Source organism: Flavobacterium sp. GW823-FHT06G12 (assembly GCF_058794775.1).
On the sequence record NZ_JBXAHE010000002.1, the window covers coordinates 777,839 to 795,100 of the forward strand.

8 protein-coding genes are annotated in these 17,262 nt (G+C 31.7%); 3 read left to right on the forward strand and 5 right to left on the reverse strand.

The window, feature by feature from the left end:
• The first annotated feature begins 69 nt into the window (after positions 1 to 69).
• Positions 70 to 927 carry an MBL fold metallo-hydrolase gene (locus tag AC1Q5Z_RS10310; RefSeq protein WP_343589569.1) on the forward strand — a complete coding sequence of 286 codons (858 nt, stop codon included), beginning with the start codon at positions 70 to 72 and terminating at the stop codon, positions 925 to 927.
• Between the two features lie 77 nt (positions 928 to 1,004).
• Here the strand turns inward: AC1Q5Z_RS10310 and AC1Q5Z_RS10315 are convergent, their stop codons facing one another.
• The 3 genes from AC1Q5Z_RS10315 to AC1Q5Z_RS10325 all read right to left on the reverse strand — a co-directional run bounded on the left by AC1Q5Z_RS10315 (position 1,005) and on the right by AC1Q5Z_RS10325 (position 10,946).
• Positions 1,005 to 4,115: a T9SS type A sorting domain-containing protein gene (locus AC1Q5Z_RS10315; protein ID WP_492444662.1), complete on the reverse strand. Its 3,111-nt coding sequence runs from the start codon at positions 4,113 to 4,115 to the stop codon at positions 1,005 to 1,007.
• Between the two features lie 132 nt (positions 4,116 to 4,247).
• Positions 4,248 to 4,949: a glycoside hydrolase family 78 protein gene (locus AC1Q5Z_RS10320; RefSeq protein ID WP_198854908.1), complete on the reverse strand. Its 702-nt coding sequence runs from the start codon at positions 4,947 to 4,949 to the stop codon at positions 4,248 to 4,250.
• Between the two features lie 3 nt (positions 4,950 to 4,952).
• Complete coding sequence (locus tag AC1Q5Z_RS10325) at positions 4,953 to 10,946, reverse strand: T9SS type A sorting domain-containing protein (RefSeq protein ID WP_492444664.1); 5,994 nt, start codon at positions 10,944 to 10,946, stop codon at positions 4,953 to 4,955.
• A 302-nt stretch (positions 10,947 to 11,248) separates the two neighbouring features.
• On the opposite strand from AC1Q5Z_RS10325, the gene AC1Q5Z_RS10330 reads away from it, so the two are divergent.
• Both AC1Q5Z_RS10330 and AC1Q5Z_RS10335 read left to right on the forward strand, forming a co-directional pair.
• Positions 11,249 to 12,883 (forward strand): S8 family peptidase, encoded by a 1,635-nt coding sequence (locus tag AC1Q5Z_RS10330; RefSeq protein WP_198854906.1) that lies wholly within the window; start codon positions 11,249 to 11,251, stop codon positions 12,881 to 12,883.
• A 64-nt stretch (positions 12,884 to 12,947) separates the two neighbouring features.
• Positions 12,948 to 14,828: a M1 family metallopeptidase gene (locus AC1Q5Z_RS10335; protein WP_492444667.1), complete on the forward strand. Its 1,881-nt coding sequence runs from the start codon at positions 12,948 to 12,950 to the stop codon at positions 14,826 to 14,828.
• An 88-nt stretch (positions 14,829 to 14,916) separates the two neighbouring features.
• Here the strand turns inward: AC1Q5Z_RS10335 and AC1Q5Z_RS10340 are convergent, their stop codons facing one another.
• Both AC1Q5Z_RS10340 and AC1Q5Z_RS10345 read right to left on the reverse strand, forming a co-directional pair.
• Positions 14,917 to 16,113, reverse strand: coding sequence for a DUF418 domain-containing protein (locus AC1Q5Z_RS10340; RefSeq protein ID WP_492444669.1), 1,197 nt, complete (start codon positions 16,111 to 16,113; stop codon positions 14,917 to 14,919).
• Between the two features lie 174 nt (positions 16,114 to 16,287).
• Complete coding sequence (locus tag AC1Q5Z_RS10345) at positions 16,288 to 17,226, reverse strand: L-threonine 3-dehydrogenase (RefSeq protein ID WP_343588675.1); 939 nt, start codon at positions 17,224 to 17,226, stop codon at positions 16,288 to 16,290.
• Between the last annotated feature and the right edge of the window lie 36 nt (positions 17,227 to 17,262).

Here is a 17,262-nt window from a genome sequence, read left to right on the forward strand (position 1 = left end):
TTTTTAACCTTAAATTTTAGTAAAAGGAGTTTGAATTTTCTAGCTTTGTTCTTTTAGAAAATCATTCTCATGAAACTTTACCCAATAGAATCTGGAAATTTTAAGTTAGATGGAGGCGCAATGTTTGGCGTTGTTCCTAAAACAATTTGGAATAAAACCAATCCTGCAGATGCCAATAATCTTATTGATATTGCTGCACGCTGTTTATTAATTGAAGATGGAAATCGTCTTATCTTAATTGATACTGGAATGGGCGACAAGCAATCAGAAAAATTCTTTGGATATTATTCGCTTTGGGGTTCGCATTCTTTAGATAAATCCCTAGCAAAATATGGTTTCAATCGTGATGATGTTACAGATGTTTTTATGACGCATCTTCATTTTGATCATTGTGGAGGAAGTGTTCAATGGAATTCGGATAAAACAGGTTACGAGCCGGCTTTTAAAAATGCTAAATTCTGGACAAACGAAAATCATTGGGAATGGGCAACGAAACCAAACGCTAGAGAAAAAGCTTCTTTCTTGTCTGAAAATATTCTGCCAATGCAAGAAAGCGGACAATTGAATTTTGTTGAAAGGCCAGATTCTGATTTTGGTTTTTCGAAGGAATTAGGTTTCGATATTTACTATGTTGATGGACACACCGAAAAACAGATGATTCCACATATCAAATATCAAGATAAAACGATTGTTTTTTGCGCCGATTTGTTGGCTACAGCCGGACATATTCCGCTTCCTTATGTTATGGGATACGATACAAGACCGTTGCTGACAATGCCAGAAAAGTCAAAATTTTTAAATGCGGCGGCAGATAACAATCATTATTTGTTTTTAGAACACGATGCCCACAATCAAATTATAACTGTGGAGCATACCGAAAAAGGTGTTCGATTAAAAGAGGTTTTTACCTGCGAAGAGATTCTTTAAAAATAGATCATTTACAAAAAATAAAAAATCCCATTTTCTACTGCTGAAAATGGGATTTTTATGTTTGAAAGAGATAATTACTCTACGATAACTTTTTTAGCAGAAGCAGCATCTCCGTTAATTAGATATACATAATAAACACCTCTAGGCACGCCAGTTAAATCGATAGTATTGTCTGTATTGGCATTGTTTAAAGTAAAAGATTTTACTAATTGTCCTAAAGAATTGTAAACTGTTGCTTTGTCTAAGGCAATATTGTTGATGTTTATAATGGTTTTTGTTGGATTTGGATATAAAACTACTTTAGAAAAAACAGAATCATCAATACCTAATGATTTACAAGTTGAAGAGTAAGTTGCTGTCGCATCTTTGATTGTACTCCAGTTTGCATTAGAGTAATTAACATCATCAACCTGAATACATGTAAGACTTGGATTTCCTAAGAAACTTGTTGCTAAGCTTGCCGTTGCTTTTTTAGCTGTTACTGAAGGCAAAATGAAGTTTTGATTATTGCCATTTTGAACATTTAAACTTGTCAATGGATTTGCTACAAGATGAACGATCTCTAATTTTGTGTTTTGAGATAAATCCAAACTTGTTAGTTTATTAGTGGCAGCACTAAGAGTTTTTAGTTCTATATTCTGTGTAAGATTTAATTCGTTTATTTGATTGTTGTAACAAAAAAGTTGTTCTAGCTTTTTATTTTGCGTTAAATCTATTGTTGAGAGATTGTTAAATCCACAAGTTAAAGTTTGTAGGTTTGGAGCATTTTTTGCATCGAGTTCCAATAAGTTATTTTGTTGAACCGAAACAATTTCCAGTTTCGTATTTGCAGCTAAATCTATCGAAGTAAGATTGTTATTTTCAGCTATTAAAAATAAAAGTTCAGGATTCTTAGATAGATCAATTGTCGAAATTTGATTATTGTAAATTGTTAGATTTAGCAGTTTTGTGTTTTTCGTAACATTAAGTGAAGTTAGATTATTAGAATTTGCATCTATCTTGGTAAGATTTACATTTTTACTTACATCTATTGTACTTAAGTTGTTAAAACTACAATCAAGATAAGTTAAATTGGTAAAATTTTCTATTCCTGTCAAATCACTAATATTACTATTTGAAAGATCAAGTGAAGTAACATTTTGTATATCTGTAATTGAAATTTTTCCATCCAAGCCATCGGTGTCAATTCCTAAATCAATTAATTTTTGCTCTAAATTAGGATCAAAAAGTACCACTTCTGTTGTTTCGCAAGTGGTGTTGAAAGTTGCAGTAGGATCTTTAAGAGCAGACCAATTTGTAGTTGAATAATCAGCATCATCAACTTGAATGCAAGTCAAATTTGGATTATTTGTAAATTTTAGATAACTGTTCGGAGTGAAATTCTTGTTGTTTCCATTTTTTAGATTCAAAAAAGTCAATTCATTTGAATAGCAACTAAGATGAATCAAAGCTGGGTTTTTAGAAATATCCAGACTTGTTAATTTGTTTGAATAACAATATAATTGCTGTAAACTTGTATTGGTGCTGATATTTAAACTTGAAAGTTGATTGTTAGGACAGTCTAAACCTTCTAATGCAGTAAGTCCTGTAACATTAAGAGAAGTTAATAAATTGTCGTAGCAATATACTGTTGTTAAAAGTTTGTTTTTTGAAAGATCTAAAGTGGTTAATTGATTTGTGAAAAGATCTAGATACCACAGTTCTGTGTTTTTGCTTAGGTCTATACTAGTAAGCTTATTTTTATAGGATTCTAATTGCTTAAGTTTTAAATTATTTGATAGATCAAGAGTTGTCAATTCGTTGGTTCCACAAAAAAGTGACTCTAAATTAATAAACGCTTCAATACCAGTTAAATCTTTAATTTGAGCGTTATTAACGTCTAAGCTTTTTACGGAAGTGATATTGGCAGTCAAAACTTTTCCATCAGGAACTCCCGAATCTAGACCTCTAGAAATTAGCTTTTTTTCAAAATTGATATCGGGTATTAATGTATACGTAGGAAAGCAATTTGTATTATAAGTTGCTGCAGCATCTTTTATACTCATCCAATTTGCGTTAGAATAAGCGATATCATCAACTTTAATGCAAGACAAATTTGGGTTATTTGTAAAATCTGAAAAAGTTAAATCTAAAATGCTATTGTTGCCGTTTTTTAAGTTTAAAGTTTCCAGCTGATTATTTTGGCAAGCCAATTCGGTTATTTTTGGGTTCTTTGAAATATCAAGAGAAGTCAAATTATTGTTTAAACAATCCAATAAATTCAATTCTGGATTTAATGATACATCTAAAGCCGTTAGTTTATTGCCATGACACATTAACTGTTCTAATAAAGTATTTTTAGAAACATCAAGAACATCAATCTTATTGTAATGACAAATTAAAGAAGTTAAAAGTGTATTTTTTGAGACATTTAAACTGGTCAAGAGATTATTATCGCAAGTTAAAGTGGTTAGGGCAATATTATTATCAACATTTAAGCTTGTTAATTTAGTAAAGCTAACGGTTAAATTTTTTAATTGCGTATTTTGAGATAAATCTAAAATTCCTAGCTGATTTGACGCGACGTTTAGATTTGCCAGTTTTGTATTATTTGAAACATTTAATGTTGTGATTGCATTTTTTCGACAGTCAAGCTTTTGCAATAAAAGATTAGATTGAATATCTAAACTAAGAATTCTGTTGTTTGCAATATTTAAATCTAGCAATTGGGTGTTTTGTGATAAATCAAGGCTTGTTATTTGATTGTTTGCTACATTTAAAATTTTCAAATTGCTATTACTAGAAAGATTTAAATTTGTTACTGTGTTTCTTGAACAGTCAAGTGTTTCCAACAAAATATTGGCACTAACATCTAAAGAAGTTAACTTACTATTTCCAATATTTAAAACTTTTAGGTTTGTATTTTGGGATATATTTATACTGGTTAATAAGCTGTTAGAGACATACAAGTTAGCTAAAGATGTAAAACCTTCTATTCCGGTTAAGTCTGATATCGTGTAATCATAAAGGCTTAAATCGGTTACAGAGCTAATATTTGAGGTTAAGACTTTACCATCTGGAGCTCCCGAATCAATTCCTTTAAGAATTAACGATTTTTCAAAATTAACATCTGGAATTAATGTGTATTGCTGGGCGTAAATTGAAACATTTACCAATAAAAGAAGTAAGAGTAGTTTTATTTTCATAGGTTAGGTTTTTGGTTGTACAAGTATACGAATTGTAACTGATTTTCTTACTAATTGGAAAACAAAAAAGTCCCATTTTCAGTATTTAGAAAATGGGACTTTTTTTATCTTAACTAATTGTAATTCTTAAGCTTAGTTGGTTTTAAATTTCCAAACTTGGCCTACGGTTTCGCCACCTTTATTGTCTTTGACCGTTACTTGCCAGTAATATTGTTTTCCTGGTTCTATTGTAACATCAACAGTTTTTTCAGATTTGCTATCACTTACTTTTTCAGTTGGCGGATTTGCCGTTCCGAAATAAACGTCATAGGTAAGTACATCTGCTGTATCAACATCTGATGCATTCCATTGCAAACTTGCAGTTGTTGTGCTCAAAGCAACATTCATTTCTGGAGAAATTAACGCCGGAGCAAAAGGCAAATGATTGACAACAGCGACACCAGCAGTATAAAATTTAAAAGTGGAAGAATAAGCACTAGACAGACCTTTGCTGTCTGTTGCTTTTACTCTCCAGTAATAAGCTGTGTTTTTGTCTAAAGCTAAAGCGCTTGTTGAAAGAGACGAATTATCCAACGTACTCACAATTTGACTAAATGCATTGTCTTTTGCAATTTGAATCTGATAAACAATAGCATCTTTTTGTTCGTCAGTTGAAGCATTCCACTGAAAAGAAACATTATTGTCTAAACATAATTTATTATCTGCAGGAAGGCTTAATACTGGCACTGTAGGAGCTGTATTTACTACTGGTGGAGTGACAGGATCATCTCCACCTCCGCTTCCGCAGGCTGCAAATACTAAACAGATTATTGAAAGATATATAGAATTCTTCATTTTTTATTTTTTTATGATTTTAACGTATTCTGGAGTGTCTAAATTGATTTTGGCAGCATAAATTCCTGAAGGTAATTTTTCAAGATTTAAAAGAGCTTTTCCGCTTTCAATATTATAAGTTCCGTGAGAAACTAATTGACCGCCAAAATTGTACAATTCAATTGCAATTTCAGTTTTAGTACTTGGAATTTCGATTTCAATAGTTCCAGTAGTAGGGTTAGGATAAGCTGCAAGTATAGTTCCTAGTTCATAAGAAGTAACTTTTTTAGCAAAAACACCTTCACAAGCTTTGGCAGTAGCCACTTCGACTAATGCTGCTTTGTCTAGAGAAACTGTAAAATTCTTGTCTGTTGTCTGGAATTGCTCTGCGCCATCAATAAATATTGTAAAAGGAGCAGTTCCTTCTGTAATTTCAACTTCTACATTCTTAGCAGATACATTAGATTTTCCTGTAATTGTTGCACCTTTTTGAATGGTTACATTAAAGTTTTGCTCAAAAATCATGTCAGGAATAGTAATCTTAATTTTGTAAACGCCTGGAGTTAATGCAGTAATTTTTAAAGCATTATTTGTAAACGTATAAGGCTTGTCGTTTATCATTGCATTGTAAGCAAAAGAAGCTTTTCCAACAATGCTAATCTCTCCATTATTTTCGCCTAAACAAGATTCTCCTTTAGTTTCTACAGTAAAGTTGTTTGAAGCTAAAACTAACTCGCCAGTACATTCTGTGTTGTATTTAGCAATTGCATCTTTGTTACTAGACCAATTTGAATTTGAATAAGCAACATCATCAACAAGAATGCAATATAATTGCGAGTTACCAGTAAGAGATAGATTGTAATTTTTAATCAAAGTATTTTTTCCATTTCTTAAATCCAAACTTGTTAATTGGTTATCATTTGCATAAAGACCAACCAAAGCTGTATTTTTTGCGATGTCTAAAGTTTTTAATTGATTTTTCGAAACATCTAACGAAGTAATGGCTGTATTTGGGGAAACATCAATAGTATTTAATTTGTTATTAGAAACTTCCAGGACAAGCAATCCGGTATTTCTAGAAACGTCAATCGTACTAAGTTGATTGTAACTTGCCAATAATGATGTTAAAGCATTTAGATTAGATACATTTATGTTTTCAATCTTATTGCTAGTAATTCTTATCCCTTTTAGAAGCGGATTTTTAGAAAAATCTAAAGAAGTTAGCTGATTATTATAAACATCTATTTTTGTCAGATTTATGTTTGTGCTAAGATCTAAAGTGTTTAACTGATTATTACCAGCATCTAAACTTGTTAATGCGGTATTTTTAGAAATATTCAAACTAGTCAAATTGTTTCTGTAAATACTTAAAGTTTTTAAAGCTGTATTTTTAGAAACATCTACACTGGTTAGTTCATTATAATATGCTGCTACGTTTGTTAAATTTATATTAGCAGATAAATCTAAAGAAGTTAATTTATTATTTGATAAGTTAACGTCTTCCAAGTTTACGTTTTTAGATAAATCTACAGAAGTTAAATTGGCAGAAGAACAGTATAAAGTTGCTAAAGATTTAAAGGCTTGAATACCTGTTAAATCAGATACTTTTAGGTCGGTGTCGGTAAGATCTAAGTATGTTATTTTCTCAATACTTGAAGTTAAAACTTTTCCATTTTCGCCATCTTTATCAATGTTTTTGGCAATTAATAATTTTTCAAAACTTGGATCAGGAATTAAAGTGAACTTTCCGTTTAGCGGACAAGCTTCAGTAGAGTATGTTGCAGTTGCATCTTTTGCGATCCATTTATCATTTGAAAATGCAGCATCGTCTACTTGAATACAAAGCAAGTTTGGATTTTGTGTGAAATTTCCAAAAATCACTCTTTCCATATTAACATTGTTTCCGTTTTTCAAGTTTAAGTTGTATAGCTCATTACCTGCACAGTCAATTTCTTTTAAAGCAGTATTTTTAGAAACATCTAAACTTTCTAATTTATTAATGCTTGCGCTTAAAACAGTTAACTTACTATTTCTAGAAAGATTCAAAGCAGTAATAGCATTATTGCTGCAATTTAAATTAGTTAATCCATAAAGATAAGAAAGGTCTAATGTTGTAATTTTATTATTACTGCAGTTCAAATCACTTAAAAAGTTGCTCTGAGAAAGATTTAAAGTTGCAATACTATTTGCGCTACAGTCTACGGTAGCTAATAAGTAATTTGCAGAAATGTCTAAAGAAGTCAATTGGTTTTTGCTAACATTTAAATTGGTCAGCGATGTATTTTTCGAAATATTAATAGCTGTCAATTTGTTGTCTGAAGCTTCTAAGGAAGTTAAGGCCTTAAAATCTTGTAATCCTGTTAAGTCAGAAATATTGCTTTTTGATACATTTAAAGAAGTTAAACTATCAATACTGTAAGTGGCAACTTTTCCGTTTGGACCATCTTTGTCAATTCCAAGAGCGATTAATTTATTTTCAAAATTAGCGTCAGGAATTAGTGTAAAAGGTTCTGCGTCTGGACAAGCATCAGATGAGTAAACTGTAGCATCATCTTTTATTTTGCTCCAATTTGTATTAGAAAAATCTGCATCGTCAACCTGAATACATTTTAAATAAGGATTATTTATGAAGCTGAAATAATAAGCTGTATTAATCAAATTGTTTGCACCATTTTTAATATTTAGCTTGAATAACTTATTATTAGCAGCGTTTATAGATGTTAGTTTAGTGTTTTTAGATAAATCTAAAGTTGTTATTTCATTACCAGAACATAATATTTGAGTTAGCAATACATTGTTCGAAACATCTAAAGAAGCTAGCAAATTGCCATCAATAGACAAAGAACTCAATTTTGTATTTGCAGCTAAATTAATATCTGCCAATTTATTATAGTTTGCAGATAAACCGCTTAGTCTTGTGTTTTTAGAAACGTTTAAAGCGGTTAATTGATTACCGTTAATATTTAAGCTTTCTAATTCTAAATTCCTAGAAACGTCTAACGTTGTTAATTGATTGTCTCTTGTAGTCACATACCATAATCGAGTATTGTTTGATAAATCAATTGATGTTAATTTATTACGATCAAGATTTAAAACAATCAATTCGGTATTTTTAGAAAGGTCAACCGTTGTAATATTATTATCATTTGCCTCTAATGAAGTTAGAGATCTAAAGTCTTGAATACCTGTTAGGTCAGAAATTTTATTATTGCTATCATTTAAAGACAAACTACTTAAATTTGAAATATTTAAAGTGCGCACTTTTCCGTTTTCACCATCTGTGTCTAAACCTTTAGCAATTAATATTCTTTCAAAAGCTAAGTCAGGAATTAAAGTTTGCTGTTCGTTTAAAGGACAAGCTTGAGTTGAATAATTTGCAGTTGCATCTTTTGCAATCCAGTTTGCTTCAGAAAAGGCAGCATCATCGACTTCGATACAAGCTAAATGAGGATTTTCGGTGAAATTTCCAAAAATCATACGTTGCATGTTTACGTTGTTGCCATTCTTTAAATTTAGATTGTGCAGGTTATTAGAAGCTGCGTCTACCTCTTTTAGAATGGTATTTTTAGAAAGATCTAAACTTACTATTTTATTAAAACTTACACTTAGATTAGTTAGTTTCGTGTTTTTTGATACGTTTAAATCAAAAAGATTATTGTTGCTAGCTTTAAGTTGCGTTAAAAGTGTATTTTTTTCAACATTTAGTGCTGTCAAATTGTTTTTAGAACAATCTAATGAAGTTAAAGAAGCAAAATCTTCAATTCCCTTTAGATCTTTAATATTGCTGTTAGATACATTTAAAGATGTAACGTTAAGGATATCAGAAGTTAAAACTTTTCCATTTTTACCATCTTTATCAATTCCTTGTAAAATTAACGCCTCTTCAAAGTTCGCGTCAGGAATTGCGGTATATGCCAATACAACATCGCAAGAAGTAGAATAGCTAGCGTTGCTATCTTTCAATCCTGACCAGTTCGCATTAGAATAGTCAACATCATCAACTTCAATACAACTTAATTTATTACTTATAAAACCTCTGTAATTACTTGTGTTAGTTATGAAATTTTTATTATTACCATTTTTAACGTTCAAATAAATTAAGTTATTATTATAACCACAAGTAAATTTTGTTAATACAGTATTTTTAGAGACATCTAATGATCTTATATCGTTTTGATCGACATTAAGAGTTAATAACTGTAAGTTTTTAGAAACATCTAATAATTTCAAATCGTTAAGTTCTGCATTTAAAACTTGTAAATTAGGATTGTTCGTAACGTCTAACGTTTTCAGCCTGTTATAATAACAGTAAAGTTCTTGCAGTGCAGTATTATTAGAAACGTTTATTTCCGTTAAAGGATTTTCGATACAATTTAACACCTTTAAAGCGGTGTTTTTTGTAACATTTAGCTCGCTTATTGAGTTTCTTGCAATGGATAAATTTTCTAAAGCTAAATTTGAACTAACATCAATTTTTGTAAGCTTATTATTGTTCAAATCCAAATCCTTAAGATTTGCGTTCTTAGACACATTAATTTCAGAGAAATTAGTAAATCTGCTTGAAAAAGACGTCAGCTGAGTAAAAGGGGCTAGATCAATTTTATTAATAGCAGTAGATCCACCACTTGTTGAAAGATCTAATTTTTTTAAATTTTCAAAATATTCTAAACCTGTCAAATCGGTTACAGTAGTGATATTTAAGTATAATGTTTCGGTAGCTAAAACTTTAGATTTTATAACCTTACCATCAACTACACCATCAACATTATTAGCTATTAAAACTTTCTCAAGTTCTGGATCTGGTATTAAAAGATACTCAGGAGTTTGGCAAACTGTCGAGAAAGCAACATTATTTGGTTTGTATGAGCTCCAATTGGCGTTAGAGTAAGCAACATCATCAACTAAAACACAATATAAACTTGGAGTATATGTTAAGTTTATATTATTTAGTAAAGTATTGTTTCCATTCTGAAGATTTAAGGTTTCAAGTCTACTATTATCTTGACAATATAAGAGATTTAAAAATTTGTTTTTACTCAGATCCAATGATGTCAGAAGGTTTCTGTTTGCATACAGATGCTGTAAATTTGTATTTGCAGAAAGGTCTAAGCTATTTAATTGATTTTCATAGCAGTATAGATCTATTAAGTTTGTAAGATTAGAAAGGTTTAAACTTGTAATTTGGTTGTTGCCACAAAACAAATTTATAAGTTTAGTGTTTTTAGAAACATTCAAACTTGTTATAGTACCATTTGAATCACATCTCAATGTCGTTAATTCTAAATTGTTAGATACATCTAATGATGTCAATTTATTTGACATAGTATATAATTGAGTTAAAGAGGTAAAATCTTCAATACCTGTTAAATCAGTAATATCAGAACTTGAAACATCCAATATGGTTATCGAATTGATATCATTAGTTAGTACTTTCCCATCAGCAACTCCAGAATCAATACCTAAAGCGATCAATTTATTTTCAAAATTTACATCAGGAATTTTCGTGTATTGTTCTGTTCCTTCTACATATACCTGAACATGGTCTATTAAAACAGAAAAAGGAGCACTATCAAAACTAAAGGTAGAAATAGATAAATCGTAAGAAAGATTTGCATCTGGAGTAAAAGTTGCTTCCTTTTCGGTCCACGAATTATTAGTCGCAAAAGTACTTGTAGATAAAGTACTAGAACTTCCGTTTTGTGAGATATTTAATGCAATAGGATGAGTCCCATCATAATTATTATCTACATACTTGTATTTGAACTTAATCTTATACGTAACGCCTGCCTGTAACGGAACTTGTGTCGTAATTTTAGGAGACGCGCTTACATAAGACAATTCTGCACTAAATGATCCGTTATAACTGGTCAAATTGCGAGTAACATTGTTTGCTATGGTCCAGCCTATGATTGAAGGGCCAGTTCCCCAAGATTCTAGTCCTCCGTTGGAAACTAGATTGGTTTGTGCGTAAGTAGAAAAAGTTGCCAGAAACAGCAATAAGAGTAGTTTTGCTTTCATAGAAAAAATTTAGAATTCAGTCGCGCAATTATAAGATAATTAAAGGAATAATCTTTACGGGAAGCCGTAAGCAATATATTTTTTGTTGATTTTTTCATCATTCAGCAACAAATACATGCAAAAAATATATTTTTAGTTTATCAAACCCCTATTTCTAATGGTTTGATTCGTAAATGTTTGCAAATCGTATAGTTTTGAGTAATTTTCGTCAAAATTTCATAACACATTGTTAACAGTTAGTTTTTTGTAACAAAAAAGCATAATTTAGACCCATCTTTTAACTTTACTTATAATATAGATACATGAGTCATATAAAACCTCTTAAATTATCTGCTTTTGCACTACTTGTTTTAGCAGGATGTAGCGCTACAGTTCAAGCGCAGGTTTCTACTTCAAAAGAGTTTATTACAGCACCTACAACAGTTGTAAAAAAAGCTCCTCTTAGCGAAAATGAATTAAAAAGATGGAGCCATCTTGATTTGATAAAAGACTCAATTCCAGGAATGAGCGTTGATAGAGCTTATGCTGAACTATTACAAGGTAAAAAAGGGCAGAAAGTAATTGTAGGAATCGTAGATTCTGGTGTAGATATCGAGCACGAAGACTTACAAGGAATGATTTGGACTAATAAAAAAGAAATTCCAGGAAACGGAATCGATGATGATAAAAACGGATTTATCGATGATGTTCATGGATGGAATTTTCTTGGAGATGCTGTTCACGAAAATCTAGAATTGACTCGCATCGTAAAAAAAGCCGATGATGGTTCTCCAGAATACAAAGCTGCTCTAGCAGAATATACTAAAAAGTATGAAGAGGCTCTTCAAGACAAACAGCAAGCAGATTTTTTACTTGATGTTCATAATACAATTAAAAAAGAACTTAATAAATCAGATTATAAACTCGAAGATTTAAGCGCAATTACTTCAACAGATCCAAAAGTGGCAAGAAGTAAAGCAATTATGACTCAGATTTTTACTAATGCAGGGCCAACTTTTGATCCAGAATCTGAATTGACTGAATACAGCGAGCAAGTTGAAGATCAGTTAAAATACAATTTAAACAAAGATTACGACGGAAGAAAAATCGTAGGAGATAATCCAGAAGATATTAAAAACAACCATTATGGAAATAATGTTGTTTTTGGTCCAGACAAAGAAAAAGCACTTCACGGAACTCACGTTGCTGGAATTATTGCTCAAATTAGAGGAAATAATTTAGGAGGAGACGGAGTAGCAAATAACGTTGAAATTTTGACTGTTAGAGCCGTGCCAGACGGAGATGAGTATGATAAAGATATCGCTTTAGCCATTCGTTACGCAGTAGATAACGGAGCAAAAGTAATTAACGGAAGTTTCGGAAAAAGCTTCTCTCCACACAAAGAATGGGTTTATGATGCTATTAAATATGCAGAAAAGAAAGACGTTTTAATTGTTCATGCTGCAGGTAACGATGGTTATAATATTGACGAAATAAAAAACATCAATTATCCAAACGACTCTAAAGACAATGTAAAAGAATTTGCAAGTAATTTAATTACAATTGGAGCGATTAATAAATCATACGGAGAAAATGTTGTAGCTTCATTTTCAAACTTCGGAAAAATAAACGTAGACGTTTTTGCTCCAGGTGAAGAAATTTATGCAACAGTTCCAAACAATAAATACAAATACTTACAAGGAACATCAATGGCATCTCCAAATGCAGCAGGTGTTGCGGCGTTAATTCGTTCTTACTATCCAAAATTAAAAGCGGCTCAAGTTAAAAAGATTTTAATGGACTCTGGAGTTGCGCTTCCTTCAATGGTTGTTTTAGGGAAAAGCGAAAATCCTAACGAAAAAACACCGGCCGTTTCTTCTGTAGAATCATCAAAAACAGCAAAGATGGTAAATGCTTACAATGCTTTATTAATGGCAGAAAAGATGTCTAAAAAATAAACTATAATAAACGATTAATCCAATGGAAGGGCTAACGCTCTTCCATTTTCTATTACATATAAACATGCGAAAAATTATTTTACTTTCTTTCCTAAGCTTAGGCTTTAACTCGGCTTTTGCACAAAGCGCTCCATATTGGCAGCAGCACGCTGACTATAAAATGGAGGTTTCGATGGATGTAAAAAACTATCAGTACAAAGGAAAACAAGAATTGGTATATACCAATAATTCTCCTGATACGTTGAAAAAAGTATTCTATCATTTATATCCAAATGCTTTTCAGCCAGGAAGCGAAATGGATGCACGTCTTCATTTTATTAAAGATCCAGACGGAAGAATGGTAAACAAAGTTAAAGGAGCCGACGGAAAAGAAATAAAACAAAGCCGTATTGAAACTTTAAAACCAAACGAAACAGGTTATCTAAAAATTACAAACTTTAAACAAGATGGTGCTGTAGCTCAAACTAGAGTTTCTGGAACAATCTTAGAAGTAACTTTGGCTAAACCAATTTTGCCAAATTCTAAAACAACTTTTACATTAGATTTTGACGGACAAGTTCCAGTTCAAATTCGCCGTTCTGGAAGAAACAATTCTGAAGGAGTAGAACTTTCTATGTCACAATGGTATCCAAAACTAGCCGAATTTGATTTCGAAGGATGGCATGCAGATCCTTATATCGCAAGAGAATTTCATGGAGTTTGGGGTAATTTTGATGTAAAAATTACAATCGATAAAGACTATACAATTGGAGGCTCTGGATATTTACAAGACAAAAATTCTATCGGACATGGTTACCAAGATGAAGGTGTAACTGTTACATATCCTAAAAAAGCAAAAACACTTACTTGGCATTTTATCGCGCCAAATGTTCACGATTTTACTTGGGCTGCAGATAAAGAATACAACCATGATATTGTAAAAGGACCAAACGGTGTAGATTTGCATTTCTTTTACAAAAACAACGAAAAAACAACTGCAAACTGGAAACAGTTAGAGCTTTTAATGGTTAAAGTAATGGAATATTACAACCAAAGAGTTGGAGCATATCCATACAAACAATACTCATTTATTCAAGGTGGAGACGGCGGAATGGAGTACGCGATGTGTACTTTAATGCTAGGAAACGGAACTCTTGAAGGAATTTTAGGAACTGCAACACACGAATTAGGGCACTCTTGGTTCCAGCATATTTTAGCTTCAAATGAATCAAAACACCCTTGGATGGACGAAGGTTTTACAACGTACATAGAAGATAGTGCTTTGAATGAATTAAAAGGAGATAAAAAAGAGACAAACCCTTTTGTAGGGAATTATAAAGCGTATTACAGTTTAGTAAATTCTGGAAAAGAACAGCCACAAACTACTCACGGAGATCGTTATGATGAAAATCGTCCGTACAGTATTTCTTCTTATGTTAAAGGAAGCCTTTTCCTTTCTCAATTAGAATATGTAATCGGAAAAGAGAATGTTGATGCAACTTTAAAAAGATATTTCAACGATTTTAAATTCAAACACCCAACTCCAAACGATATTAAAAGAACAGCAGAAAGAGTTTCTGGAGCTGAGTTAGATTGGTATTTAGTTGATTGGACACAAACTACAAATACTATTGATTACGGAATTAAAGACGTGGTAGATAATGCAGGAAAAACAACAATTTCTTTAGAAAGAATCGGAAGAATGCCAATGCCTATCGATTTAAAAGTTGATTATACTGATGGAACATCTGAGACATTCTATATTCCGTTAAGAATGATGAACTTCATCAAACCAAATCCAAACCCGAACGAAAAAAGAACAGTATTAGAAGACTGGGCTTGGGCACAGCAAAACTATAGTTTTACAATTGACAAAAACAAGACATCAATCAAAAAAATCACGATCGATCCAAGCGGATTAATGGCTGATGTAAAACAAACAAATAACGTTTTTGAAGTGAAGTAAATCTCTCTTTTAGACATAAAAAAAGCCCTTAAATTTAGTTTTAAGGGCTTTTCTTTTATAATTAAGTTTATTCCAGTTTTCTAGTTTTTCATACCATTTTCATATCTGCAACAACCTCTGGTTGTGCTTTTTTAAACGGAACCCATTCTCTGTAACTAGCAGATCTCCATAACCATTCAATTGGGCCATAATTGTATTTTGAAAGCCACCATTTGCTAATGAATAGTTGAATTACAAAGACAGAAATAGCAAGGAAAAAGTAAAACCAATACGGCATTGAATCTGCAATTCCGAATCCGATTCCAGAGAAAATAATACCTGCCAATATATTTTGAGTCATATAATTGGTCAATGTCATTTTTCCGCCTGCGCTAAAATAGCTGAAAACCGTTTTTAATTTGCCATTGATATACAAAAGACAAATTCCGGTTGATATAAAAATCATCGTACTTAAAACCAGCCAGTAAAGCGGGTGGAAGATTTTTAGAAATTCTACTTTGTATATTATTATCATATTAAATGCAATTCCGATAATGACAGCCAATGCAAAACTAATAACGCAGATATTTTTTAAAAGTCCTTTTAATTCTCTTAAGCGATTGAAAAAGTTTAGTTTTTGAAGTAAAAAACCAAAAAGCATACAGCCCAACATTACATAATGGGCAGTAATAGCATAACCAGGAATAATAATTTGCTCGTAAAATGAAGCTAACAAGTTAAATCTAAAAAAGTCAATCCAATTTCCAGAATGATATAGTTTTAGATATTCAGGATTTGATGCAATTACAGGATGTTCAATTTTAATACCATTTACATAAGCCATTACAAAAGGAACTGTAAGTACAATTACACCAGAAATAATAGCTAAAGTTTTGGCAGAACATCTATAAAAAAGCAATAATACAAGTCCTAAAAAGGCATAATCTTTTAAAATGTCGCCCAGCCAAAAAGCAGAATTAATAAATGCTAAAATAAATAGCAAAAACATTCGCCAAGCAAAAAAAGCGATAGGATTTTTTCCTTTAGAAGCCACGTTATTAATTAAAATGGCAAATCCGAAGCCAAATAAAAGAGTTAATAATGTCCAAGATTTTGCCGCAAATAAATAGCGGTTAATGTATAGAAGAATTTCAGAGAAAGTACTATGTTTAATTTCTTTCTCTATACCGATGTACAGGAAATCTAAATAATTTCCAATTGCTACGCCCAATATGGCCCAGCCCCGAAGTATGTCGACAATTGCAGTTCTTTTGCTCTGCTCGACAGGATGATAAGAATTTGTCATTTGATTGATGATTTTGTTGTGATTTGATTGATGATTTTAGAATAAACTTGATTAATGTTTAACGCAATCAAAAGTAGACAAATTATAGATTCAATGTTTTTTCTTATAATAATTTTCACAAAAAAAGCGTGTCATTCTGAAATAACACGCTTTTAAAATCTTATCGCTTTTAGATTATGCCAAATGTTCCAGCATATCTTTTGTCATAGTTTCTAAATCAAATTTATGATTCCATCCCCAGTCTTCTCTAGCAGAAGAATCGTCAATGCTTGCCGGCCAACTGTCTGCAATCTTTTGACGGAAATCTGGATTATAAGTAATTTCAAATTCTGGAATATGTTTTTTAATTTCTGCTGCAATTTCAGTTGGAGTAAAACTCATAGCAGCCAAATTGTACGAAGAATGTATTTTGATTTCCTCAACCGGTGCTTTCATAATATTAATTGTTGCATCAATTGCATCATCCATGTACATCATTGGCATTTTGGTTTCAGATGACAAAAAGCACTCGTATTTTTTATCGGCAATAGCTTTATAGAAAATATCAACTGCATAATCTGTAGTTCCGCCACCTGGAGGAGTAGACCAGCTAATTAAACCAGGATAACGAATACTGCGAACATCAACACCATAAATATTATGATAATATTCGCACCATCTTTCACCTGCTTGTTTACTGATTCCGTAAACCGTAGAAGGTTCCATTACGGTATATTGAGGCGTATTTTCTTTTGGAGTTGTTGGTCCAAAAACAGCAATGCTCGAAGGCCAGAAAATCTTCTGAATCTTTTTGGCTTTAGCTAAATTTAAAACATGAAAAAGTGAATTCATATTCAAATCCCAAGCAAAAGCTGGATTTTTCTCCGCAGTTGCCGATAAAAGTGCAGCCATCAGATAAACATCGGTAATTTTATGCACTTCTACCAAATGTTCGATCTGATTAAAATCTAAAGCATTGACCACTTCAAAAGGTCCCGAATTCACGACATCAGTATTTAATTTTCGGATGTCAGAAGCAATTACATTTTCTGTTCCGTATATTTTGCGCAGCTTTTGAGTCAGCTCCGTTCCGATCTGTCCGCAAGCGCCAATGATCAATATTTTTGGATTCATTTTTTCATGATTTTTAGATAGACAAATATAACGTTT

Bases quoted from the DNA above. Each gene is read 5' to 3' on its own strand.
- AC1Q5Z_RS10310 (WP_343589569.1), top strand. From the start codon at position 70: ATGAAACTTTACCCAATAGAATCTGGAAATTTTAAGTTAGATGGAGGC.
- AC1Q5Z_RS10315 (WP_492444662.1), bottom strand. From the start codon at position 4,115: ATGAAAATAAAACTACTCTTACTTCTTTTATTGGTAAATGTTTCAATT.
- AC1Q5Z_RS10320 (WP_198854908.1), bottom strand. From the start codon at position 4,949: ATGAAGAATTCTATATATCTTTCAATAATCTGTTTAGTATTTGCAGCC.
- AC1Q5Z_RS10325 (WP_492444664.1), bottom strand. From the start codon at position 10,946: ATGAAAGCAAAACTACTCTTATTGCTGTTTCTGGCAACTTTTTCTACT.
- AC1Q5Z_RS10330 (WP_198854906.1), top strand. From the start codon at position 11,249: ATGAGTCATATAAAACCTCTTAAATTATCTGCTTTTGCACTACTTGTT.
- AC1Q5Z_RS10335 (WP_492444667.1), top strand. From the start codon at position 12,948: ATGCGAAAAATTATTTTACTTTCTTTCCTAAGCTTAGGCTTTAACTCG.
- AC1Q5Z_RS10340 (WP_492444669.1), bottom strand. From the start codon at position 16,113: ATGACAAATTCTTATCATCCTGTCGAGCAGAGCAAAAGAACTGCAATT.
- AC1Q5Z_RS10345 (WP_343588675.1), bottom strand. From the start codon at position 17,226: ATGAATCCAAAAATATTGATCATTGGCGCTTGCGGACAGATCGGAACG.